This window comes from Knoellia koreensis, from assembly GCF_013041615.1.
GTDB lineage: Bacteria > Actinomycetota > Actinomycetes > Actinomycetales > Dermatophilaceae > Pedococcus > Pedococcus koreensis.
Window position 1 is genome coordinate 262,876 of sequence record NZ_JABEPQ010000003.1, and the last position, 23,570, is coordinate 286,445.

At 69.2% G+C, this 23,570-nt stretch carries 16 protein-coding genes, 1 tRNA gene and 1 riboswitch; of the genes, 12 read left to right on the forward strand and 5 right to left on the reverse strand.

From position 1 onward, the window contains the following. Positions 1-91: 91 nt before the first annotated feature. Positions 92-1,633, reverse strand: coding sequence for a DHA2 family efflux MFS transporter permease subunit (locus tag HJG52_RS14815; protein WP_171244389.1), 1,542 nt, complete (start codon positions 1,631-1,633; stop codon positions 92-94). 102 nt (positions 1,634-1,735) lie between these two features. Between HJG52_RS14815 and HJG52_RS14820 the strand changes: the two genes are divergently transcribed. Further along, positions 1,736-2,707 carry a helix-turn-helix transcriptional regulator gene (locus tag HJG52_RS14820; RefSeq protein ID WP_171244390.1) on the forward strand — a complete coding sequence of 324 codons (972 nt, stop codon included), beginning with the start codon at positions 1,736-1,738 and terminating at the stop codon, positions 2,705-2,707. A gap of 86 nt (positions 2,708-2,793) precedes the next feature. Here the strand turns inward: HJG52_RS14820 and HJG52_RS14825 are convergent, their stop codons facing one another. After that, the gene (locus HJG52_RS14825) at positions 2,794-4,527 is read right to left on the reverse strand and encodes a S8 family serine peptidase (protein ID WP_171244391.1); all 1,734 of its coding nucleotides are present in this window, start codon (positions 4,525-4,527) and stop codon (positions 2,794-2,796) included. Positions 4,528-4,719: 192 nt separating this feature from the next. Then, positions 4,720-4,949: riboswitch (cobalamin riboswitch) on the forward strand. Between the two features lie 145 nt (positions 4,950-5,094). Between HJG52_RS14825 and HJG52_RS14830 the strand changes: the two genes are divergently transcribed. Further along, the gene (locus HJG52_RS14830) at positions 5,095-7,554 is read left to right on the forward strand and encodes a ribonucleoside-diphosphate reductase subunit alpha (protein ID WP_171244392.1); all 2,460 of its coding nucleotides are present in this window, start codon (positions 5,095-5,097) and stop codon (positions 7,552-7,554) included. Next, positions 7,551-8,627 carry a ribonucleotide-diphosphate reductase subunit beta gene (locus tag HJG52_RS14835; RefSeq protein WP_346767759.1) on the forward strand — a complete coding sequence of 359 codons (1,077 nt, stop codon included), beginning with the start codon at positions 7,551-7,553 and terminating at the stop codon, positions 8,625-8,627. The genes HJG52_RS14830 and HJG52_RS14835 overlap by 4 nt, the downstream gene beginning before the upstream one ends. A 145-nt stretch (positions 8,628-8,772) precedes the next feature. On the opposite strand, the gene HJG52_RS14840 is transcribed toward HJG52_RS14835, so the two are convergent. After that, positions 8,773-9,660 (reverse strand): peptidase inhibitor family I36 protein, encoded by an 888-nt coding sequence (locus HJG52_RS14840; protein WP_346767760.1) that lies wholly within the window; start codon positions 9,658-9,660, stop codon positions 8,773-8,775. Between the two features lie 257 nt (positions 9,661-9,917). On the opposite strand from HJG52_RS14840, the gene HJG52_RS14845 reads away from it, so the two are divergent. From HJG52_RS14845 to HJG52_RS14860, 4 genes are all read left to right on the forward strand, one after another. Next, complete coding sequence (locus tag HJG52_RS14845) at positions 9,918-11,459, forward strand: peptidoglycan-binding domain-containing protein (protein WP_171244394.1); 1,542 nt, start codon at positions 9,918-9,920, stop codon at positions 11,457-11,459. Positions 11,460-11,497: 38 nt separating this feature from the next. Next, positions 11,498-11,680 carry a hypothetical protein gene (locus tag HJG52_RS14850; protein ID WP_171244395.1) on the forward strand — a complete coding sequence of 61 codons (183 nt, stop codon included), beginning with the start codon at positions 11,498-11,500 and terminating at the stop codon, positions 11,678-11,680. Between the two features lie 449 nt (positions 11,681-12,129). Continuing rightward, the gene (locus tag HJG52_RS14855; RefSeq protein ID WP_171244396.1) at positions 12,130-12,786 is read left to right on the forward strand and encodes a helix-turn-helix domain-containing protein; all 657 of its coding nucleotides are present in this window, start codon (positions 12,130-12,132) and stop codon (positions 12,784-12,786) included. A gap of 149 nt (positions 12,787-12,935) precedes the next feature. After that, on the forward strand, positions 12,936-13,601 hold the full coding sequence (locus HJG52_RS14860) for a hypothetical protein (RefSeq protein ID WP_240978055.1): 666 nt from the start codon (positions 12,936-12,938) through the stop codon (positions 13,599-13,601). Between the two features lie 247 nt (positions 13,602-13,848). Here HJG52_RS14860 and HJG52_RS14865 read toward each other — a convergent pair. After that, a tRNA-Arg gene (locus HJG52_RS14865) sits at positions 13,849-13,921 on the reverse strand. Between the two features lie 421 nt (positions 13,922-14,342). Here HJG52_RS14865 and HJG52_RS14870 point away from each other — a divergent pair. The 3 genes from HJG52_RS14870 to HJG52_RS14880 all read left to right on the forward strand — a co-directional run bounded on the left by HJG52_RS14870 (position 14,343) and on the right by HJG52_RS14880 (position 20,926). After that, on the forward strand, positions 14,343-16,178 hold the full coding sequence (locus HJG52_RS14870; RefSeq protein ID WP_171244398.1) for a phosphoenolpyruvate carboxykinase (GTP): 1,836 nt from the start codon (positions 14,343-14,345) through the stop codon (positions 16,176-16,178). Positions 16,179-16,286: 108 nt separating this feature from the next. Beyond that, entirely contained in the window at positions 16,287-17,774 is a 1,488-nt protein-coding gene (locus tag HJG52_RS14875) for a hypothetical protein (RefSeq protein WP_171244399.1), read from the forward strand. Between the two features lie 164 nt (positions 17,775-17,938). Further along, on the forward strand, positions 17,939-20,926 hold the full coding sequence (locus HJG52_RS14880) for a M36 family metallopeptidase (protein ID WP_171244400.1): 2,988 nt from the start codon (positions 17,939-17,941) through the stop codon (positions 20,924-20,926). A gap of 82 nt (positions 20,927-21,008) precedes the next feature. On the opposite strand, the gene HJG52_RS14885 is transcribed toward HJG52_RS14880, so the two are convergent. Further along, the gene (locus HJG52_RS14885) at positions 21,009-21,197 is read right to left on the reverse strand and encodes a hypothetical protein (protein WP_171244401.1); all 189 of its coding nucleotides are present in this window, start codon (positions 21,195-21,197) and stop codon (positions 21,009-21,011) included. 182 nt (positions 21,198-21,379) lie between these two features. Between HJG52_RS14885 and HJG52_RS14890 the strand changes: the two genes are divergently transcribed. Together HJG52_RS14890 and HJG52_RS14895 are read left to right on the forward strand one after the other, a co-directional pair. Continuing rightward, complete coding sequence (locus tag HJG52_RS14890) at positions 21,380-22,108, forward strand: response regulator transcription factor (RefSeq protein WP_171244402.1); 729 nt, start codon at positions 21,380-21,382, stop codon at positions 22,106-22,108. Continuing rightward, positions 22,105-23,568, forward strand: a complete 1,464-nt coding sequence (locus HJG52_RS14895; RefSeq protein ID WP_171244403.1) for an ATP-binding protein — start codon at positions 22,105-22,107, stop codon at positions 23,566-23,568. The genes HJG52_RS14890 and HJG52_RS14895 overlap by 4 nt, the downstream gene beginning before the upstream one ends. The last annotated feature ends 2 nt before the right edge of the window (positions 23,569-23,570 follow it).

Consider the following 23,570-nt stretch of genomic DNA (forward strand, 5'->3'; position numbering starts at 1 on the left):
GCGGATTCCAGAGTCCGCGTTGCACTGACCGCTGGAATCCGCCCGATTTTCCACGGCATGTTGCGGGACATGAAGTGCTGGCAGCGGAGCCTCAGTGGGCCGCGGGTGCGCCCTCCTGGGGTGCATTCGCCGGGAGCGCCCGGGCGACGACTGCGCCGACCAGGAGCAGGACCACCAGCAGACCGAGCGCCACCTGGAACGCAGGCCGGAACATGTCCACGGGCACCCGCGACGCATTCGACTCGACCACCGAGAAGAACACCGACCCGACCGCAGCCACACCTGCGGCGCCGGCCAGCTGACCGGTCGTGCTGAACAGCCCCGACGCCGAGCCGGCCTTGGTCACCGGCACGTCCGCCAGCGCGAAGACGCCGATCGGCGACACCATCAGCCCGAAGCCCGCGCCCGAGACGAGGAACGCCGGCAGGAACGCCCACACCGATGTCGCAGCGTCAGCGCCGTGCACGGTCACAGCCATCAGCCCCGCACCAGCCGCCCAGGTGATCGCACCGAGCTGGAGCACCCGCCGCCCGATCCTCGGCGCCAGCACCGCAACCGCCAGCCCGGCGAAGACCGTCGTCGTCAGCGCGAACGGCATCCCGGCGAGACCGGCCTTGAGCACCGACCAGCCGAGCCCGGCCTGCAGGTAGATGGTCTGGCACAGGAAGTACGACGCCATCGCCATGAACAACACCGCGTTGAGCACCGTGCCGGCGGCGAACCCACGCCCGCGGTAGAGGCTCAGCGCCACGAGTGGCTCCCGCCCCGCCCGCTCGGCCCGCAGCTGCGCCCGCACGAACCCGGCCAGCACGACCACGCCCGCCGCCATCGCGGCATACACCCACGTCGGCCACCCGAGCTCGCGGCCGAGCGTCAACGGGTAGAGCACGGCGAAGAGCCCGGCAGCCAGCACCAGCACCCCGCCCACATCGATCCGGGGAGCTACTGCCGCAACGGATTCCGGGACCCAGCGCAAAGCCGCCACGATCGCGAGCACCCCGAACGGGACGTTGATCAGGAAGATCGAACGCCACCCGAGACCGGCGACGTCGACCTCGGTCAGCACACCGCCGAGCACCGGGCCCAGCACTGCAGAGAGACCGGCGAGCCCGGTGAACATGCCCATCGCCTTCGCGCGCTCCTCCGGCCGGTACATCACCTGCAGGCTCGACAGCACCTGCGGGATCATCGCGGCGGCGGCCAGCCCCTGCAGCGCCCGGAACGCGACGAGCAGCTCGGCGTTCGGCGCGAAGCCGCACGCCGCCGACGTCACCGTGAAGCCCACCAGCCCTGCGAGGAACACCCGCTTGCGGCCGAACAGATCACCGAGCCGCGAGCCGGTGATGAGGCCCAGCGCGAAGGCCAGCGGGTAGGCCGCGACCATCCACTGGAGCTGGGTCGCGCTCGCCTTGAGGCCGGCCTCGATGGTCGGCAGCGCGACGTTGACGACCGTGGTGTCGAGCAGCTCCATGGTCGAGGCGAGGAAGAGGCTGAGCAGCGCGATGGTGCGCGCCCGGCCGGTCGGCAGCGGCCCGTGCCGCCCCTCGCGCGACGTGACGGATTCCGTTGCTGCGTATGCCGTGTTGCTTGCTTCCGGCGCCGCCTCGCGGAGCGCTGTGGTGGTCGTTGTCATCGTTCTCTCCCGGGTGGAGGTCTGCGGTACTTCTTCGGTCGTTGACGACGCTAGGGATGATTCCGGTCAGTTTCTGACCTGATGGTGAGAGACTCTTGATCCATGGCCAACACCAGCTCACGCGCCCTCCGACTGCTGTCGCTGCTGCAGACCCACCGGTTCTGGCCCGGTGGCGAGCTCGCCGACCGGCTCGAGGTGTCCGAGCGCACCCTGCGTCGCGACATCGACCGGCTGCGCGAGCTCGGCTACCCCGTCAACGCGACCCGGGGCGCCGACGGCGGGTACCAGCTCGGTGCCGGCGCCGCGATGCCGCCGCTCACCGTCGAGGAGGACGAGGCGATCGCGATGGCGGTCGCCCTGGGAAACGCCGCCCACCAGGGCAGCGGGGCGCTCGCCGAGGCGTCACTGTCGGCACTGTCCAAGGTCGTGCAGGTGCTGCCCGCGAAGCTCAAGCGGCGGGCCGAGGCGCTGCGCAGCGTCACCGTCGACTCACCCTTCGGGACCGCCCCCGAGGTCTCCGCCGAGGTGCTGTCCATCGTTGCGCAGACGATCCGCGACGAGGAGCGGCTGCGGTTCCGCTACACCGCCAAGGGCGGCGCGGCGGCCGGCGAGGACCTGGGCCGCCACGTCGAGCCCCACCAGCTGGTGACGGTCGGACGCCGCTGGTACCTCGCGGCATACGACCTGGAACGACAGGACTGGCGCTCGTTCCGCCTCGACCGCCTCTCGGCGCCGATGGGCACCCGGGCACGGTTCCGCCGCCGCGAGATCCCCACGGACGATGCGGCCTCCTTTGTGCGCCAAGGCCTTTCGCAACGCGACCGTGGTCAGCAGGTCGTTGCCCTGGTCCACGCACCCGCCGACGAGGTGGAGAGCCGGATCGGCCGGTGGGCCGAGATCACGCCGGTCGGCACCGACAGCTGCCGGGTCGCGATGGACGCGAGCCAGCCGCAGTGGTCCCTCTTCGGGTTCGGCTGGGCGGGTGCGGCCTTCGAGGTGGAGGAGGCGCCCGAGGCCTTCCGCGAGATGCTGCGCGACTGGGCCGACCGCTTTGAGCGGGCTGCCGTCGGCTGACGACACGCGAACTGCCCCGGCGGGGTCGACCCCGCCGGGGCAGTTCGTCGTTTCCTCGTTGCGCCCCAAGGGGCGACGTCGTGCGGTTACTGCACCACGCCGAGGGCGTTGACGATGCCGGCTCCGTAGAACCCGTTGAAGTCGGCATTGCCCACGCAGGTGGCCGTCCACTCGGCGCTGCGTCCCTCCTGCGCGTAGGACCGGACGCCGCCCGGCGGGCAGGCGTGGTCGGTGGCCGTGCGCATCATGAGCATGGCGACCGCGTCAGGGGCCATGGTGAGGCCGCGCTTGCCGTCGACCCGCCCGTGGGCGCTGACGGCGAGCGCAGCGACGCCGGCAGCGTGCGGCGACGCCATCGAGGTGCCCTGGAGGTACTGGTAGTACCCGCAGACGCGCTTGACGCACTCCTTCATCACGCCGGCCGCCTCGCCGTCGGGCGTGATGTTGCCGTCCTCATCCACTGCACCCTCGGCCTGCAGCACGTGCAGCGGCGCCGTGGACAGGATCAGGTTGCCGTTGGTGCGATAGGTGTCCGTGCCGAACCCGTCACGGAACCAGCCACCCGGAGCAGAGACCTCGATCTCGCCCGAGCTGAGGTCAGTCGTGTAGTTGGAGAAGTCCGACTTGGTGCCGGTCGGGCCGAGCGAGGACACGCCGATGACGTTCGGGCCCTCGACCGGGAGGTCGAGGCAGTTGGCGTTGGAGATGGTCCGGGGGTAGGGAGCGGTGTCCCAGTCGTAGGCCGGGTTGTCGTAGTCCGGGCTGGACAGGTCGACCCGGGGCTTGGCCAGGTCCTCGTGGTTGTTGCCCAGTGCACCCACGAGCGTGACGCCGCGAGCGTTGGCGTAGTTGAGCGCCCGCGTCATGGCCGCGATGATGATCTCCTGGTCCGCCGCAGCCGGGGCGCTGTCCTCCGGCGCGCCGCCCCGACAGTTGTAGAGCCACGGGTCGACGTAGAACGACATGTTGACGACGTCGATGCCGATGTCGCCGGAGTAGGTGAGGGCGTTCGTGACCGGTCCGAGGAAGAAGTAGCCACTGTCCTGGCCAGCCCGGACGTTGACGAGAGTCACGCCCGGCGCGACACCGCTCACACCGCGCCCGTTCAGCGCCGCGCCGATGGTGCCGGCCACGTGCGTGCCGTGACCGTTGTCGTCGACGTTGGCCGGGTCGACGCAACCAGTGAACTCACACGGACCGTCGATCGCCTCGATGTCGGTCGTGAAGTTGCGCGACTTCTTGGCGTCGAAGTTGGGGGCGAGGTCTGGGTGCGCACCGTCGACACCCGTGTCCATGACACCCACCGTGACGCGTTTGTCGCCGCGCTCGATCGCGTGCGCCGCGGGAGCGTTGATCATGTCCATGCCCCACAGGTACTGGTCGAGCGGGTCGGCCTTCACACCCTTCTTGGCCTTGGCGCCCTTGTCCTTGCCCTTAGCGGTGGCGCCCTGGTGCTCCTTCTCCACCTTGTCGGCGCGGGCCTTCACCGGGTTGGGCGACGAACCGATGCTCACGTCGGCCGCGACGCCCTGGACGCCGGCGATCCGGCTCGCCGACGCGCGGAAGCGGGCGTCCTTCGACGTGACACTCACCAGCCCGATCGCCTCGTTGACCGACGTGACCGTGGCCCCAGCCGCTCTGAGTTCCTTGACCAACGCGGCGGTCGAGGCGCCGCGGTCGGCCAGCACCAGCCAGCTCGAGGATGCTCCAGATGCAGTCGCCTTCGTGGGCGCCGCGGTGGCGGTCGTGGCCAGGCCGGTCAGGCCCGCCGCGACCATCGCGGCGGCGCTGGCCGCTGCGAGTGCTCGCGCTCTGTACATGGTTCCTCCATGGGGTGGGCCACGGGGTGCGGCCCGCATGCGGGACAAGGTAAGCCCGATCGGCCGATTGCGGAACCCACAGCCTGCGCGCAGTCCAGCGCCCTGACCTGCCCTTTTAGCCATCGCCAGGGCGCGACACGCCGAGACACGCGGACACAACATGTGGTGCCGGGGTTTTGTCAGCACCACCCCATATGGTGGCTGACAGCTGGTCCGGAGCCGTGAGCCAACGGCTTCGGGGCAAGAGGGAACCCGGTGCAAGTCCGGGACTGCCCCGCAGCGGTGAGTGGAAACGAAAGCCGTCACCAAGCACTGGACGCGAGTCTGGGAAGCGACGGCCGGTAGGCGCGTGGGTCGAGACCGCGAGGTCGCGCCCCACCACGTCCACGAGTCCGAAGACCTGCCAGCGACCACGCACGCCGTGCGTGGTGTGGTCGTGACCTCGAGGGCGGGTCCTTTCGACCGACGTGATGACGACGACCCGGTATGCCGGGTGCTCGCCACCGCGTCGTCGTCGCCTCCCCGCGTGGTCCCGACCCATCGGAACCGCTCGCGAGGAGAGAGCAGATGACCCAAGTCGTTCCCGGGGCCGCCGAGCCGGCCGCCCCCGAGAGCCCGGCGCGCCGCACCCAGATGCAGGTGCGCAAGCGCAACGGCGACGCCGAGCCCGTCGACGTCATGAAGATCGTGCGGGCAGTCGACCGCTGGTGCGACGACCTCACCGAGGTCGACCCGATGGCGATTGCGACCCGCACCATCAGTGGCCTCTACGACGGCGCCACCACCGCCGAGCTCGACCGGCTGTCGATCCAGACGGCGGCCGAGATGACCGCGAGCGAGCCGGAGTACTCGCGCCTCGCGGCCCGGCTGCTGTCCAACTACATCGACAAGGAGGTGCGGGGCCACCAGGTCGCGTCGTTCAGCCAGGCGATCCGGCTGGGCCACCTCGAGGGGCTGATCGGCGACGAGACCGCAGCCTTCGTCGAGGCCAACGCCCGCAAGCTCGACCACGCCATCGACACCGAGGCCGACCGTCGGTTCGAGTACTTCGGGCTGCGCACCGTCTACGACCGCTACCTGCTGCGCCACCCACAGACCCGCGACGTCATCGAGACCCCGCAGTACTGGCTGCTGCGCGTCGCGTGCGGCCTGGCCCACACGGCCCGCGAGGCGATCGACTTCTACCGGCTCATGTCGAGCCTGGCCTACCTGCCGAGCTCGCCGACCCTCTTCAACTCCGGCACGCGGCACACGCAGATGTCGTCGTGCTACCTCGTCGACAGCCCGCGCGACGAGCTCGAGTCGATCTACGACCGCTATGCCCAGGTGGCGAAGCTGTCGAAGTTCGCTGGTGGAATTGGGATCTCGTGGTCTCGGGTGCGGTCGCGCGGCGCACTAATCCGGGGCACCAACGGTCACTCCAACGGCATCGTGCCGTGGCTGCGCACGCTCGACTCGTCGGTGGCGGCGGTCAACCAGGGCGGTCGCCGCAAGGGTGCGGCGTGCGTCTACCTCGAGCCGTGGCACCCCGACATCGAGGAGTTCCTGGAGCTGCGGGACAACACCGGCGAGGACGCACGGCGCACGCACAACCTCAACCTCGCCAACTGGATCCCCGACGAGTTCATGCGCCGGGTCGAGGCCGACGAGCAGTGGAGCCTCATCGACCCGAACCAGGTGCCCGAGCTGCCCGACCTGTGGGGCGAGGCCTTCGAGGAGGCGTATGCCGCCGCGGAGCGCGACGGCAAGGTCGTGCGCACCGTGAGCGCCCGCGAGCTCTATGGGAAGATGATGCGCACGCTGGCCCAGACCGGCAACGGCTGGATGACGTTCAAGGACGCGAGCAACCGCACCTGCAACCAGACCTCGGACGTGCCCGGCGGCCCGGTGGTGCACCTGTCCAACCTGTGCACCGAGATCATCGAGGTGAGCAGCGACACCGAGACGGCCGTGTGCAACCTGGGCTCGGTCAACCTCGCGCGGCACCTCACTGCCGCGCGTGACGGAATCGACTGGGAGACACTGCGATCCACGGTCCGCACGGCCGTGACCTACCTCGACCGGGTCATCGACATCAACTACTACCCGAGCGAGGAGTCGGCGGCCTCCAACCCGCGCTGGCGTCCGGTCGGGCTCGGCATGATGGGTCTCCAGGACGTGTTCTTCGCCCTCGGCCTGCCGCTCGACTCTGACGAGGCACGCGAGCTGTCCACCCGCATCAGCGAGGAGGTCTACCTCTCCGCCCTCGAGCGCTCAGCCGAGCTCGCGGCCACCCACGGCGCCCACCCGGCATACGACCAGACGCGGGCGAGCCACGGCGACCTCCAGCCCGACCTCTGGAAGGTAACCCCGACCCAGACCGAGCGGTGGGAGGCCGTGCGGAAGGCCATCAAGGACAACGGTCTTCGCAACAGCCTGCTCATTGCCATCGCGCCGACCGCGACCATCGCGTCGATCGCGGGCTGCTACGAGTGCATCGAGCCGCAGGTGTCCAACCTGTTCAAGCGCGAGACCCTGTCGGGCGAGTTCCTCCAGGTCAACACGGCGCTGGTGCGCGAGCTCAAGGCCCGCAAGCTGTGGACGCCGGAGATCCGGGAGGCGATCAAGCGCAGCGAGGGCTCGGTGCAGGGCATCCTCGACCTACCCGAGGAGGTGCGGGTGCTGTTCCGCACGGCGTGGGAGCTGCCGCAGCGCGCCCTCATCGACCTCGCCGCGGCCCGTCAGCCCTACATCGACCAGAGCCAGTCGCTCAACCTGTTCCTGGCTGCGCCGACCATCGGCAAGCTCAGCTCGATGTACCTCTACGCGTGGAAGGCCGGGCTCAAGACGACCTACTACCTGCGGTCACGTCCGGCCACCCGCATCCAGCAGGCGACGGTTTCCGTTGCGGCCAAGGCCAATCCGGCGCCCACCGCCGCATCGGCGCCCACACCCCTGACCATCAGCCCGAGCGAGGCGGCAGTGTCCGACCAGGACGCGATTGCCTGCTCCCTCGAGAACCCCGAGAGCTGCGAGGCCTGCCAGTGACCACCGACCAGATGACGAAGGACCAGATGACCGACACCGCTGCCGCCACCACCGGCTCCGACCACTCCGCGACCCGGATGCTGCTCGACCCCGGCATGAACCTCACGCTGCGGCCGATGCGCTACCCGCACTTCTACGAGCGCTACCGCGACGCCATCAAGAACACGTGGACGGTCGAGGAGGTCGACCTGCACTCCGACCTCAAGGACCTCAAGCGGCTGACCGAGGCCGAGCGGCACCTGGTGTCGCGGCTCGTGGCGTTCTTCGCCACCGGCGACACGATCGTCGCGAACAACCTGGTGCTCAACCTCTACCAGCACGTCAACTCCCCCGAGGGTCGGCTCTACCTGAGCCGGCAGCTCTTCGAGGAGGCCGTGCACGTGCAGTTCTACCTGACGCTGCTCGACACCTACGTGCCCGACGAGAAGGAGCGCGCCGAGGCGTTCGCCGCGGTCGACAACATCCCGTCGATCAAGCACAAGGCCGACTTCTGCTTCAAGTGGATCGACTCGGTCTTCGATCTCGACCGACTCGAGACGCGCGAGCACCGAAAGGCCTTCCTGCTCAACCTGATCTGCTTCGCAGCGTGCATCGAGGGGCTGTTCTTCTACGGTGCCTTCGCCTACGTCTACTTCCTGCGGTCGCGCGGCCTGCTCAACGGGCTCGCATCGGGCACCAACTGGGTGTTCCGCGACGAGTCGATGCACATGTCGTTCGCGTTCGACGTGGTCGAGACGGTGCGCGAAGAGGAGCCCGACCTGTTCGACGAGCAGATGGCGGCCGACGTGCGTCAGATGCTGCGGGACGCGGTCGACGCGGAGGCGCAGTTCGCTGAGGACCTGCTGGGTGGTGGGGTCGCCGGGCTGTCGACCTCCGACATGCGGCTCTACCTCGAGAACGTGGCCGACCGCCGGCTCCAGCAGCTCGGCCTCGAGCCCGAGTACGGCTCGAAGAACCCGCTGGCGTTCATGGAGCTCCAGGACGTGCAGGAGCTGTCGAACTTCTTCGAGCGCCGTGTCTCGGCCTACCAGGTCGGGGTCACCGGAAGCGTCGGCTTCGACGACGACTTCTGAGTCGTTCCGCCCCGCGCATGATTGCTTGCGTCTGCATGAACGGTTGCTATGGCCGCCGTTCACGCAGACGCAAGCGCCGGGTATGCCGCGTGGTCGCGTGAGGGGCGACCACGCGGCATACCGTTGTCCTGCAGGTCTTTTCGCGTCAGCGCACGTTGTAGCCGCGCGCTTCCCAGAAGGGGTTGGGGTTCGGGTTGTCGAGCACCGGGTCGTTGACGCTCTTGGCAGCCAGGGTGCGGTAGCCGAGGCGCATCTCGACGTGAGTGTGCGTCGCCGAGGTGCCGCGGGCAGCCTCATTGGCGATCTGCTGGCCCTTGCTGATGACGTCGCCGGTGTCGACGCTGTCGAGCGGGTTGGAGTGCAGGTAGATGATCGTCTTGTCGTAGGTCGCGTTGTAGATGGCGATGGTCGACAGGCTGCCGCTGCCACCCTCGACGACGTTGGTCACCGTGCCGCCGAGCAGCGCCTTGACCCCGGCACCGCTGGCCTTGGCGAAGTCAATTCCCTCGTGGCGACCGGGCGTGTTGACGTAGCCGTCGAAGCCGGTGGTGAGCCTGCCCCCGCCGCCGACGTAGAGCGCGTCGGACATGTCGACCTTGGTCGTGGTGCCGCCGCCGAACCGGTGGGATGCGTTCTCGTTCTTGAGGGTCGCGTTGAGGTTGGTCTTGGCTCCGGCCGCGAACGTCTGGGCGTCACCGGCATACCCGCTGTTGTAGAAGACCGTCACAGAGCCGCCGGTGCGGTTCCAGACGGAGGCGGCGTTGTTCTTCACGCATAGCCCCTGTCCGTTGCCGGCGCTCTTGAACTCGTAACAGCTCGGCTGGGTGTCGCCGTAGTCGCTGATCGAGGTGGTGAAGTCGGAGATCGAACCGGCGTTGTCGCTGTTGTAGTAGAGGCAGAACTCGCCGGAGTCGCAGACGCCGTCGCGGCCCGCGGCCTCGGCGCTGGTGGTCGTCGCCACGGCCCCGGCGACGGCGAGCAGGCCCGCGGCGAGCGCGGAAACGACACGGGCGGAACGGATTCGGACGGACACGGTCAGGCTCCTTCGGTGGTGCCGAGGCGCGACGCGCCGTCGCGCCTCGGGCATGCGGATTCGTTGTGGGCACCGAGCCCGCACTGCTCCTCCGAAGGGTTCGGCGACAGCGATCCTCGCGCCACCCCAGACATTTGTCGACCGCACGCCCGGTGACGGCTCGGTGAACCACGAGCTTGAAGTCCCGATGAGCTGGCACCTCCCGCGATAGCGTTCGCGCGAGCCCGCAGCTCGGGCTGACCAAGGAGGGGGCCGTCATGAACTGGCACAGGGTGCGCTTGGCCGCCTTGCTCACCCTGCCAGCCTCGGCCTTGATCGCTTACGACGGATGGCGTTGGCGCTGGTTCACCCACCCGGACTTTCTCCTGGCCCGGGAGGCAGCGCAGGTCCTGCTCTCTGGTGACGGCCTGCGGGTCTACGCCGAAGCACCACTGGCTCAGATGGGGCCCCTGGCGCTGGCGCTGGCTCCACTGCCACACGCGGCATACAACGTTGTCGTGGCCCTCCTCGTCCTGCCCTTCCTGGTCCTGGCCGCACTTCCCCTACTCGAGGATGACGTCCCGCCCTCGCGACGGATCACTTGGCTGCTGGCCACGACTCTGCTCATCGCCCCGTGGGCGCAGCTCGCCTGGAAAGGGCACGGCGACGACGCACTCGTCCTGCTCGGCGCCGCCGTCATGCTGACAGCGCTCGCCGCACGCCGCACCAGCTGGGTTCTGGCCGGCTGGTTCGTCGCGGTGGCGGGAAAGCCGACAGCACTGGCGCTTGCGCCGCTCCTGCTCGCGACGCCAGTGACGCTGTGGTTGGGGCCGATGCTGGCCGCCCTGGTGTGGCTGCCGTTCGTCATTGCCGACCCCGGCGCCATGGCGCGCGCGGGACAAGGGGTCATGGCGGTGGTGCCGGGCGATGGATTGTCGTACCTCGGTGTGCGCGCCGGACGCCCACCCGCGTGGGTCCGGCCCCTGCAGCTGGCCGTTGCATGGGCAGGCACCCTGCTGGGCCACCTCCGCTCACGGCCGGCGGCGGGACTGCTCGCGGGCCTGGCCCTACGGGCTGCGCTCGAGCCCAATCCAGCCCCGGCCTACTCGATCAGCCTGGTCGCTGTTGCCCTGTTCGTCGATGCCGGACGCCGGCTTCCAGTCGCGACCGGCCTTGCGTCAATGGGGTTCTGGACCTCCCAGATGGTGCTGGCCGGAGGCTCCGGCTTGCCTCGCCTGGCCCTTCTCCTCGGTCTGGTGGGATGGTGCGTCTGGACCCTCACCGGGAGAGCGCTCGACCTCGTGGGCGTCGTCGGCGGTATGCGGTTGGCACGGGCTGCGCGCGCCGGCGCCGCCGTGGCGATCGCAACGGCGTGGGTGAGTGGGCCGGCCGCGCCCGTCCAGGCCTCCGACGTCATCCAGCGTGGGAGCGTCGGGCAGGGCGTCAAATGCGTGCAGTATGCCGTCAACCACCTGGGGTCTGCCGGGTTAGGAATCGGCCCGCGGACGCCCGTCGACGGCCAGTACGGCAGGGACACCGCCGGCGCCGTTCGGGCGTTGCAGGCCGCTTTCGCACCTATCGAAAACTTCGAGAGCACCGTTGACGGACGAGTCGGAACCCTGACCGGAACCATCCTCCGCGAGGCGAACTTCGGTGGCGCCCCAGCAGAGTGGAGGTGCGACGAGCACGTTCCGTATGACCCGAAGCTCAGGCGTCAGGCCCAGGCGAACTTGAGCGACGTTGCCTTCAACACCTGGCTGTTGACCCTGAAGCCTGATGACGAACGGCTGCAACGAGCGCTGGCACCCAAAAGCAACTGACTCTCGGTGAAGGCCACCACGCGGCATACCCTTGCGACATGCGACGACCCGCACTGCTCATCACCGGCGGTCTGCTCACGGCCATCGGCGTGCTCTGGACGCTGCAGGGGTTTGGCGTCGTAGGCGGTAGCGCGATGTCAGGTGACATCCTCTGGGCCTTCGTAGGTCCCTTCGTGGCTCTGCTGGGGATCGTGATCGCGCTCCGCGCCCCCCGGCTCTGAGCACGCTTCCTCCTGACCACGTGACTTCCACGCAGCTCGACCGAAGGAGAAGCCGCGATGTGGATCACGCCGGCGAGACGCGCCGCGTCACGTCGGAGCGGAGTCTCAGTGGCTCACGACCTGACGAGGGCGAGGCCGGCCGTCCGAGGTCGGGCTAGAAGCCGACCCCACTGATGCCGCTGGTGCGGCCTGCACTCGTCGCACCCGGCCCGGTGACGTTGCCACCCTTGCTGTCTCGCTCCTCGAGGCATCGGGCACAGCGCGCGTAGCGGCCTCCGTCGTCGGTGTGTATGGGCGCCCCTGGCCGACGGATGGAGGCTGATGCTTGCTTCGGTGGTGGTTTGCGTCTGCAAGTTCGTCGCCTGGACCGTCGGCATCCTGCCGGTCACCTCATTTACAGATTAGGTTCGGAATGGAACATTATCTGTATGGCGTCGAGTGAAGGATTCGTGAGTACCACGGAAGCTGCGCGCACCCTCGGGGTCACGGTCCAGCATGTGCGCCGCCTCGCGGACTCCGGCGAGTTGACCCGTGTCGCTCGCGGCTTGATCAACCGCGACTCCCTAGAGCGGTACCTCCTCGAACGGCAGGGTGGACGCACCAGGGTGTGGGCGGAGCACACCGCATGGGGTGCCATCGCGATTCTTTCGGGGATGCATGCCGACTGGCTCGGCCCTAGCCAGACCTCGCGGGTGCGAGCGTCGTTGCGTGAGATCACCGACCCTGCAGAGCTCGTCGTGCAGACCCGTGACCGCGCGAGCGTCCATGTCTACCAAGCCCATCCTTCGGCATTGCGACGATTGCTCGATGACCTGGTGACCACGGACGCAACACGTCTTGGCCTGGTTGGTACCCAGCCCGACCACGTGGACGGATACCTGTCCGCCGACCGTCTGGACTCCCTAGTCGGCTTCTTTGGACTGCGCGAGGAGCCCACTGGAGACGTCACGATCCGCGCGACCCACCTCGACGCCAACGCCGTCCGCGCCATCACCATGCACGGAGACGTACTCGCTGCCCTGGATGCTGCCACCTCGCGCGACCCTCGCGAACGCGGCGTTGGTGAGCGCGCTCTGGCCGAGGCACTCGTCCAGTTCCGCCGATGACACCTGCACCCTCGAGCGAACCCACCGGGCGGACGCGGCCGACTATCGACGTTGCCGCCACTCCCGGTGGGTGGCCGGCGCCATGGGCCAACGTGGCCGAACTTGCGACAGCCCTTCCTGCTGACAAGTGGACCCTCGTCGGCGGACTCATGACGCAACTGCACACCGTCCACCACGGGCTCGGCGTGGTGCGGCCGACTAACGATGTGGACATCGTCCTTCACATCGAGGCCAGCCGGGGCGTCCCGAACGCGACCGCAGCCGCACTAGAGACCCTGGGCTACCGGCTCCGCGACCCCGTGGACCCCCGGGCCAACACGGCCCATCGGTTCGTCCGTGGCTCCAGCACGGTCGACCTCCCCGCCAGCGCATCCGACCAGGACGTCGTCGATGTCCTAATGGCCGACCACCCGGCCCCGACGGTCGTCGAGCGGCTGCGCGGCCGTGACATGGTCCGCATCGAAGGCGGCACCCAAGCCCTGCGACGAACCATCAACGCCCGCCTCGAGATCACCACTGGACGGCTCACAACCGTCTCGGTGCCCAGCCCGTTCGGCGCTGTGATCCTCAAGAGCGCCGCCTACGCCGCGGATAGTCGAGATAGCGAGCGCCACCTCTTCGACGCGGTCGCTCTACTCGCGTGCATCGAGGATCCATTTGCAGAACGCGATACCTTCACTGGCTCCGACCGACGGCGGCTCGCCACGCTGCAACGTGCCGTCCATGAGGGTCACCCCGCCTGGCGTTCGCTACCTCAGGAACACGAGGCCACAGCGCGCGCCGCTCTACGCGTCCTCACCTCGCAGTTCACCTAACTGCCCGGTGCCGCGCCGTGATGCAGTTGCCCAGAGCCGAAGCGAGTCGCGTTACGGCCCAGAATCAGAAGGTTGACCACGCGACCCGAAGCGACTCCCACAGCGACTCCCACGACCTCAGCCCCACATGGTCTCAGCACTGGGCCCAAGAATGGCCACCCTCAGTGCCGAACCAGCAGCAGCTACGACAAAGCCCTGACCGGCGTTTCCGCTGGTCAGGGCCCGATCGTTCTGTCTCAACACAGAGCGCGCCCGAAGGGATTCGAACCCCTAACCTTCTGATCCGTAGTCAGATGCTCTATCCGTTGAGCTACGGGCGCAGATGTCGCCCCGGGCCGACGTCCTTGTGGGACTGCGCACGGAGCAACGACGGGAAAGACTACCGGCACACCCCCTCCCGCACGAAATCGGTGTGCCTGCGCAGTCACGAGGAGCCGGGACCAGCGCAGCCGGCCACGCGGCATACCTGCCGCTCATCACTCACGCGACCCGATCGGCCGCCTTCTTGCAAGCCCTGCAAGAAGGCGACAGTTTTGCGTGTTTCGGTCATTGGTTGTGAGTTGTTTCACCGGAACGGTCCACCGTCGGTGGTACCTACCCACGCGTAGCCCGGCGTACCTTGGGCAGATCACCCGGCGCCCACCATGTGGACACCCGGCTCGAACCACCGGGCCGTCGCGTGGGCGCCACCTCACTGATCCGCGGGGGCGAGAGCCCGCGGGCGAAAGGGACGGCCGAGAGATGACGACCGAGGCGACGCAGACCGACGAGCGGGCAGGGGGCACGACCCACGCCGGCCTCCAGGCCTGGGTGGACGAGGTGGCAGCAATGACCACCCCCGACCGCATCGAGTGGGTGACCGGCTCCGACGCCGAGTGGACCCGACTCACCGACAAGCTGGTCGAGGCGGGGACGTTCATCCGCCTCGACGAGTCCAAGAAGCCCAACAGCTTCTACGCCGCATCCGACCCGTCCGACGTCGCCCGGGTCGAGGACCGCACCTTCATCTGCTCCGTGGACGAGAAGGACGCCGGGCCCACCAACAACTGGATGGACCCGAACGAGATGAAGGACCTCATGCGCGGCCTCTACAAGGGGTGCATGAAGGGCCGCACGATGTACGTCATCCCGTTCGTCATGGGCCACCTCAACGCCGAAAACCCCATGTTCGGCGTCGAGATCACCGACTCCGAGTACGTCGTCGCGTCGATGCGCGTCATGGCCCGCTGCGGCGTCAACGTGCTGCGCCGCATCGAGGAGCTGGGCGACAAGGCCAACTACGTCCCTGCACTGCACTCCGTCGGTGCGCCACTGGCCGAGGGCCAGGAGGACGTCCCGTGGCCGTGCAACCCCGAGAAGTACATCGTGCAGTTCCCCGAGGAGCGCACCATCTGGTCCTACGGCTCCGGCTACGGCGGCAACGCCCTGCTGGGCAAGAAGTGCTACTCGCTGCGCATCGCCAGCGTCATGGCGCGCGACGAGGGCTGGCTCGCCGAGCACATGCTCATCCTCAAGCTCATCTCGCCGGAGCAGCAGGTCTACTACATCGCCGCGGCCTTCCCGAGCGCCTGTGGCAAGACCAACCTCGCGATGCTCGCGCCGACCGTCCCCGGCTGGAAGGTCGAGACCCTCGGCGACGACATCGCCTGGATGCGCTTCGGTGAGGACGGCCGGCTGTATGCCGTGAACCCCGAGTTCGGCTTCTTCGGCGTCGCCCCCGGCACCAACGAGCACACAAACCCCAACGCGATGAAGACCATCAACAAGGGCAACTCGGTCTTCACCAACGTCGCGCTCACCGACGACGACGACGTCTGGTGGGAGGGCCTGGAGAACACCCCGGCCCACGCCACCTCGTGGAAGAAGCAGGACTGGACGCCTGAGTCCGACGAGCTGTCGAGCCACCCCAACAGCCGCTACTGCACCCCGATCGAGCAGTGCGACATCCTCGCCGAGGAGTACTACGACCCCAAGGGTGTGCCGATCTCGGCGATCTTCTTCGGCGGTCGCCGCAAGACGACCGTCCCGCTGGTGACCGAGTCGCGCGACTGGGTGCACGGCACGTTCATGGGCGCGACCCTGTCGTCCGAGACCACCGCCGCCGCGACCGGCGAGGTCGGTGTCGTGCGCCGCGACCCGATGGCGATGCTGCCCTTCATCGGCTACAACGCCGGCGACTACTTCCAGCACTGGATCAACGTGGGCAAGGACGCCGACGCCACCAAGCTGCCGAAGATCTTCTACGTCAACTGGTTCCGTCGCGACGACGAGGGCGACTTCCTGTGGCCCGGCTTCGGCGAGAACAGCCGTGTCCTCAAGTGGGCCATCGAGCGCATCGAGGGCAAGGCCGCCGCGGTCGAGACCCCCATCGGTCACGTGCCGACGCCGGAGTCGCTCGACACCGACGGGCTGGACATGACGCCCGAGCAGGTCGAGGCCGCGCTCGAGGTCGACGTCGAGGAGTGGAAGGCCGAGATCCCGCAGATCGAGGAGTGGTTCGCCAAGTTCGGCGACACGCTGCCGACCCAGCTGCGGGTCGAGCTCGACGGCCTGAAGGCTCGCCTCGGCGCGGAGTGACCTCACGACATTTGGGGGCGCAGGAGTGACGGATACGTCACCCCTGCGCCCCCAGTCGCGTGTCGAGGCCGAGGTACCCGCTGAACCGCGCACGGCATACTCACGCACATGGCGAGCATCGGATCTCAGCCCAGCGGCGTGATCTTTCCCGAGGTAGACGGCAAGCGCTCCACCTCGGCCCTCGGGCGGGCTGTGGTGGCGGATGCGCTGCGCCAGGTCGACCCGGTCGGCGCGCGGGCGGCCGAGCGGGAGACCAACTGGCGGCAGGGCTACCTCGCACACTTCCGCCGGATGGTCGAGGCCGGGCTGCTCGACGACGGAGAGGCGGCGGCCACGATTGCCCGCGACGGCCTGGCCTCTTTGCACGAGCGGATGCGCGCGACGGGAGCGAAGAGTGAGGAGGTGCCGCTGGGCGACGTGTTCGCCTCCGGCTCCGCCGACGCACCCTTGGAGACGGCGACGGTGCGCGGCGAGGGCGAGCGCGCCACCGAGCTCAGCATTCCGGTGCACGGCAATCGCTTGCGTGGCGACGACCTGCACCGCCAGCTCGACCGCTGGACCGCCGCAGGGGTCATGGAGCCCTCCGCGGCCGAGGCTGTCCGCACCGTCATGGCCAACCCCGCCTGGCTCGACCTGAGCGACCGGCGGCTCGTCGTGCTCGGCGCCGGAGCCGAGATGGGCCCGCTGCGCGCCGTCCTCTCGTGGGGCGGGGAGGTGGTCGGAGTCGACCTCCCGCGCGCCGACATCTGGCGACGAGTCACCAACGTGGCCCGGTCGTCAGCGGGCACCCTGCACGTGCCGGTGCAGACGGGTGGCGGCGCCGGAGGCGATCTCGCCGCACGTGCCGGCGCCGACCTGCTCCACGGACTGCCGGCCATCGCGGACTGGCTCACCGGGATCGAGGGGCGCCTCGTGCTCGGCAACTACGTGTATGCCGACGGGGCGACGAACGTGCGCGTCGCCACCGCGGTCGACGCGCTCAGCGTCGAGCTGCTGCGGAGGCGACCGGACGAGGTCGCGCTTGCCTTCCTCGCCACGCCGACCGACGTGTTCGCGGTGCCGACCGAGGCGGTCGAGCAGTCCACGCGCAACTACCGGTCCCCTTCTGCCACGATGCGATTGGCGCGCCCCGCGCTACGAGGCCTGAGCGGCGGGCGGCTGCTCCAGCGCAACTACGCCCCGGGGTCAGCACCCGGTGTCAACGACAGCCTGGTCCCACAGCAGGGACCCAACTACGCCCTCGCCAAGCGGCTCCAGCGGTGGCGCGCCACCACCGCCGCACGCGACGGCATACCGGTCTCGCTCAATGTCGCACCGCCCACCCGCACCCGCTCGGTCATCAAGAACCGCGCGCTGGCGAGCGCGTATGCCGGGGCGCACCGGTTCGGGATCGAGGTCTTCGAGCCGGCGACGAGCAACACCCTCATGGCTGCCCTCCTGGTCCACGACCTGCGCACCGGGCCGCGCCCTGAGCAGACGCCATGGCGCGCGGAGGCCGACGAGGCCGTCCACGGCGGTCTCTGGCGCACGGCATACGACCCGCGTAGCGCACTGGGACTGGCCGTCGTCCTCGGCCTCGGCGGTGCTCGCGCCTGACCGCACGCGTCCAGGGCCCCTCGACGGGCGGCATACCCACCCTTGACCAAGTCCGGACCCGGACGTGACCTGCGTCACGCATTCTTTGGGTTGGCTGGAAAGCATCGTGGCCGCCGAGTCCGGCGCAACCGCAACGCCGCGGCGGCTGTGGACAAGGAGGAGACATGTCCAACAGGAGGAACAGGCGCGTCGCCGCGATCGGGGTCATCGCCGCCGCGGCCGTCGCCATCACGACGGTGGGGCAGACCGCCACCGCCGCGCAGGGAGGCAAGGACGCCACCCAGAAGGGCTCACCCTTCGCCGGCGACCCGTCCGGACAGCTGCCGGACATCGACAACCGGCCGGCCGCCGCGTCGCCGTCGTCGACGCAACGGACCGCAGCGAGCAAAGCCGCCAACGCCCGCGCCAGCGGTGGCGAGGTGACCTGGAACCGGTTCGGGTCGGTCGAGAGCATCTCGGCCAGCGGCACGACGCCGCTCGCCACCGGCCTGGCCAAGGACCCGGAGCGGGCCGCCCGCGACTTCATCACCGGTCGGGCCGCGATGTTCGGCCTCACGGCGGCCGATGTCGACGCGATGGAGCTCGTGACGACGAACAAGATCGGCAAGGCCGACGTCGTGATGCTGCGCCAGACCTTCGGCGGCGTGCCGGCGGGCATCGACGGCCTCGTCGTCGTGGCGGTCGAGAACGGAGCGGCCCGCTACGTGAACTCCACGCTCGCGCCGACCGGCGGAGCGAGCAGCAAGCGGTTGGCCGCACCGGCCCTCACCGCTGAGCAGGCCCTGCAGAAGGCGGCGAGCAACGTCGGAGCCAAGGCGACGGAGGTCAAGCGCAAGGGCGAGTCGAACCGGTCGAGGTCCGGCACGAGCTGGACGAGGCTCACCGCCAAGGGCCTCACCGGTGAGCAGTATGCCGCCCAGGTCGCGATTCCCGTGCCGGGCCAGGCGCCGCGGCCGGCCTACCAGGTCGTCACCCAGGAAGGCGACGACAGCGGATACTCCGTCTACGTCGACGCGCGCAGCGGAGAGGTGATCGCCCGCGAGTCGCTGGTCGACTTCGACAGTGACAACCCGCGCTGGAAGGTCTTCACCGGCACCCCGGCCACGGACGGCAGCTCGGCGGACACCCGGGTCGAGTGGTGCTGGACTGCCGCCGCAGGTTGCGCCGAGACGATGCAGAGCCCGGCCTCACCGAAGGCGTGGGACATCGACCCCGCCCTCGACGTGTCCACCCTGACGACCAGCGGCAACAACGCCTACAGCGGCGAGCTCTGGCGCGGCTTCGGCACCCCGGTGCCCGCGACGCCGAAGTCGGACCGCAACTACACCTACCCGTGGACCAACCAGTGGTTCGAGCAGAAGTGCAACCCGTCGGTCTACAACAGCCCCGAGCGCAACGACATCGACGCGGCCACGGCCAACCTGTTCGGCATGCACAACCGGATGCACGACTGGTCCTACCGGCTCGGCTTCACCGAGACCGCCTGGAACTTCCAGAAGGACAACTACGGCAAGGGCGGGCTCGGCAACGACGCCGTCCTCGGCTACGCGCAGTCCGGTGCCCAGTCGGGTTCGCGCGACAACGCCAACTTCGGCACCCGCGCCGACGGAATCCCCGGCTACAGCAACATGTACCTGTGGCAGCCGATCGCCGGCTCGTTCTACGCACCGTGCGTCGATGGCGACTACGACATGTCGGTGATCGGGCACGAGTACGGCCACGGCATCAGCAACCGCATGGCCGGTGGACCGAACAACAACCTGTCCGGCCTCCAGGCCGGTGCGATGGGCGAGAGCTGGTCGGACCTCATGGCCAACGAGTACCTCCAGGAGTGGGGCTACGAGCCGGCCGGCCGCAGCAACATCCCGATGGGCGCCTACGTCACGGGCAACCCGCAGCGCGGGATTCGCAACTACAACGCCAGCAACAGCCCGCTCAACTACAGCAATGTCGGCTACGACCTGACAGGTCCGCAGGTGCACGCTGACGGTGAGATCTGGACAGCGACGCAGACCGACGTGCGCGCGGCCTTCATGAACCGCTACGGCGCCGGTGACGCAGCCACCCAGCGCAGCTGCGCCGAGGGCAAGACGGCCGCCACGGCCTGCCCGGGCAACCGGCGCTGGATGCAGCTGGTGTTCGACGCGTGGCTGTTGATGCCCAGCGGTTCGGTGTCGATGCTGGACGCCCGCAACGCGATGCTGGCCGCAGACCTGCTGCGGTTCGGCGGCGCCAACCAGGACATCATGTGGAACGCCTTCGCCGACCGCGGCATGGGGCGCAACGCCTCCTCGACCAGCGCCAACGACGACAACCCGGTGCCGAACTTCGAATCCGCCTACCAGGGCAACTCGACCCTCCGGTTCACCCCCGTCGACGAGGACGGCCGAGTGATCCCGGGGGCCAAGCTCTACGTCGGCGAGTACGTGGCACGGTCGACCGCGATCGCGGACACCGACCCGGCCAGCGCGACGGGCGACCGGTTCGTCGTCTCGGCCGGGGAGAAGACCTACACCGCCACCGCCCCGGGCTACGCCCAGACGCGAATCACGTTCAGCGGCAACGCAGGTCAGACGCGCGACATGCCGGTGAAGATGGTGACCAACCTCGCCAGCTCGCAGGCCGGCGGCACTGTCACCGGAGCGGGCACCGACGTCCCTGACCTCATCGACGGGGACGAGGGCACCACCACCAGCACAGTCGCACAGCCGACCGCGGAGCAGAAGAAGTTCACCATCGACCTCGCCGGTGGCCGTCAGGTCGTCCGCAAGGTGCAGGTGAGCGGTCTGCCGGAGCCGGGCGTCAACCGGTTCCAGAACATCCGCCAGTTCCGGATCTCCACGTGTGACGCGAAGGGCCGGGTCCTGTGCAACCAGGACGCGGACTTCCGGGTCGCGTTCACCTCGGCGCCCGACGCCTTCCCCGGTGCCGCCCCGCGACCGGTGGCGCCGGAGCTGAAGATGCGCACGTTCGAGATCCCGCAGACGGCGGCGACGCACGTGCGGTTCGAGATCGTGACGAACCAGTGCCAGGGTGGGCCGGCCTTCGCCGGCGAGCAGGACGACGACCCCGGCAACGCGACCGACTGCGCGACCGCCTACAGCGGTGCGAACACGGTCGCGGTGAGCGAGGTCCAGGTGATGCGCCGCTGACCCTCTCCGCACGATGAAGGACGGGTATGCCGCGTGGTCGCCGACCACGCGGCATACCTGTGCGTGGGCACAGCCTCTCGGGTCACCTCGGGCGCACACCACCGCACGTCGGGAGTGCGCTGAAGTCCTTGACCCCATTGGTCATTCGCGAGACCGGGTGGTGGATGACCGCCCGCACGGCGGCGACGGCCGACTTACGGCCGGGCCACCTCGGCGGGTTGATCGCGGGGGCGGTGGCCGGGACTGAGGTGTTCACGGAGTTCGTCGTCATGGTCACGACGATGGGCGCGCAGGCTGTGGCGCCGCTGTGCCCGGGGTGTCGGGGCGCTGGGTCTGCAGGGCTCGGCGCGCGGCTCGGTGGTGGCCGCACGGTGGGAGTGACACAGTTGCTTCACAGGGTGCGCACAGGTCGCGCCCGTGCGCCTCACATGGAGGGAGGGCACGCTGGCTGACATGAAGACCGAGCAGTCGCCCAAGCTCCAGCGCCTCGATGGCTCCCCCGTGCGGGTTCTCGTCGTCGACGACGAGAACAACCTGACCGAGCTGTTGTCGATGGCCCTGCGCTACGAGGGTTGGGAGGTGCGCACGGCGAGCACCGGGCAGCAGGCGGTGCGGATGGCCCGCGAGTTCCAGCCGGACGCGGTGGCGTTGGACATGATGCTGCCGGACTTCGACGGGATGGAGGTGCTGCGCCGCATGCGGGGCGACAACTCGACCGTCCCAGTCCTGTTCCTCACCGCCAAGGACGCGGTGGAGGACCGGGTTGCCGGACTCACTGCGGGGGGCGACGACTACGTCACCAAGCCGTTCAGCCTCGAGGAGGTGGTGGCCCGGCTGCGGGCGTTGATGCGGCGCACCGCCGTCGTTGCCAGCGAGTCCACGTCCCTGCTCGCCGTCGGCGATCTGACCATGGACGAGGACAGCCATGAGGTGACCCGCGGCGGCGACCAGATCCAGCTCACCGCAACGGAGTTCGAGCTGCTGCGCTACCTCATGCGCAACCCCAAGCGGGTGCTGTCCAAGGCCCAGATCCTCGACCGCGTCTGGAACTACGACTTCGGCGGCCAGGCCAACGTCGTCGAGCTCTACATCTCCTACCTCCGCAAGAAGATCGACGTCGGCCGCGAGCCCATGATCCACACCATGCGAGGCGTCGGCTACGTGCTCAAGCCGGCACCGTGACCGCCGTCGCGCGTAGCGACGGCCCCGGTGCCCGGGACCTGGCGCGTCCGTCGCGGTGGTCGTTGCGCACGAAGCTGGTGGCGGTCGTCGTCGGGCTGTTCCTCGTGGTCACGGTGGCCACCGCCGCGCTCACCGTGCTGCTGTTGCGTAACTCACTGACGGGCCAGCTCGACCGGGACGTCACGACGGCCGTCCTTCGCGCGTCCGGCGATCGCGCCGGCCCCGGCCCCGGCGGAGGCGGCCCCGGGCGCCCGCTGCCCGGTGGTGGCGACTCGTTGACGCTCACCCTCTCCGACGGCGCGGTGACCAGCCGGGTCGAGCACGACCGCAGCGTCGAGGCGCTGACCGATGACCAGGTTGCCCAGCTCGAGGCGGCGAGCCTCGGCAGCACGCCGCGAACCGTCGACATCACCGGTCTGGGGGACTACCGGCTCGCCGCGCTGCGCCGGCCCGACGGAGACACGGTCATCGCCGGGCTGCCCACGAGCGGCGTCACGTATGCCGTGGGCGAGTACGCCACCCTCGTCACCAGCAGCACCGCGATCGGACTCGTCCTCGTCACCGTCGGCGGGCTGTGGCTCGTGCGTCGCAACCTCACCCCGCTCGACCGCGTCGCCCACACCGCCACGCAGGTGTCGCGGCTCAAGCTCGATGAGGGGGACGTCGCTCTCGCGCAAAGGGTTCCGGCATCCGACACCGACCCCCGCACCGAGGTCGGCCAGGTGGGACTGGCACTCAACGGGCTGCTCGACAACGTCGAAGGGGCCCTGCGGGCTCGGCACGAATCGGAACAGCGGGTGCGTCAGTTTGTCGCCGATGCCTCGCACGAGCTGCGCACACCGCTCGCCTCGATCCGTGGGTATGCCGAGCTGTCACGACGCGAGCGTGACCCCGTGCCGGCGTCGGTGACCCATGCACTCGGCCGGGTCGAGTCGGAGGCGCTGCGGATGCAGGGCCTGGTCGAGGACCTGCTGCTGCTCGCCCGCCTCGACGCGGGCCGACCACTCGAGCGCCAACCGGTCGACCTGACCCGGCTCGTGGTCGACGCCGTCGGCGACGCCCACGCCGCCTCGCCCGCCCACTCGTGGCACCTCGACCTGCCCGACGAGCCCGTCGAGGTCGTGGGCGACCAGGCTCGACTGCACCAGGTGGTCGCCAACCTCCTAGCCAATGCGCGCGCCCACACTCCCGAGGGCACTCGGGTGACCACCTCGCTGCGGCGAGCGGACGAAGGGGTGCGCCTGTCCGTCGTCGACGACGGACCCGGCATACCAGATGCGTTGCGGCCCAATGTGTTCCAGCGGTTCACCCGGGGCGACAACTCACGCAACCGGGCAGCCGGCTCGACCGGGCTCGGGCTTTCCATCGTCGAAGCTGTCACCACCTCGCACGGCGGCCGGGTCGAGCTGTCGAGCACGCCGGGAGTCACACGGTTCACCGTGATCCTCCCCGCCGACTGAGT

Bases quoted from the DNA above. Each gene is read 5' to 3' on its own strand.
- HJG52_RS14875 (WP_171244399.1), top strand. From the start codon at position 16,287: ATGGCGAGCATCGGATCTCAGCCCAGCGGCGTGATCTTTCCCGAGGTA.
- HJG52_RS14820 (WP_171244390.1), top strand. From the start codon at position 1,736: ATGGCCAACACCAGCTCACGCGCCCTCCGACTGCTGTCGCTGCTGCAG.
- HJG52_RS14845 (WP_171244394.1), top strand. From the start codon at position 9,918: ATGAACTGGCACAGGGTGCGCTTGGCCGCCTTGCTCACCCTGCCAGCC.
- HJG52_RS14880 (WP_171244400.1), top strand. From the start codon at position 17,939: ATGTCCAACAGGAGGAACAGGCGCGTCGCCGCGATCGGGGTCATCGCC.
- HJG52_RS14870 (WP_171244398.1), top strand. From the start codon at position 14,343: ATGACGACCGAGGCGACGCAGACCGACGAGCGGGCAGGGGGCACGACC.
- HJG52_RS14850 (WP_171244395.1), top strand. From the start codon at position 11,498: ATGCGACGACCCGCACTGCTCATCACCGGCGGTCTGCTCACGGCCATC.
- HJG52_RS14890 (WP_171244402.1), top strand. From the start codon at position 21,380: ATGAAGACCGAGCAGTCGCCCAAGCTCCAGCGCCTCGATGGCTCCCCC.
- HJG52_RS14885 (WP_171244401.1), bottom strand. From the start codon at position 21,197: ATGACGACGAACTCCGTGAACACCTCAGTCCCGGCCACCGCCCCCGCG.
- HJG52_RS14815 (WP_171244389.1), bottom strand. From the start codon at position 1,633: ATGACAACGACCACCACAGCGCTCCGCGAGGCGGCGCCGGAAGCAAGC.
- HJG52_RS14830 (WP_171244392.1), top strand. From the start codon at position 5,095: ATGACCCAAGTCGTTCCCGGGGCCGCCGAGCCGGCCGCCCCCGAGAGC.
- HJG52_RS14860 (WP_240978055.1), top strand. From the start codon at position 12,936: ATGACGCAACTGCACACCGTCCACCACGGGCTCGGCGTGGTGCGGCCG.
- HJG52_RS14825 (WP_171244391.1), bottom strand. From the start codon at position 4,527: ATGTACAGAGCGCGAGCACTCGCAGCGGCCAGCGCCGCCGCGATGGTC.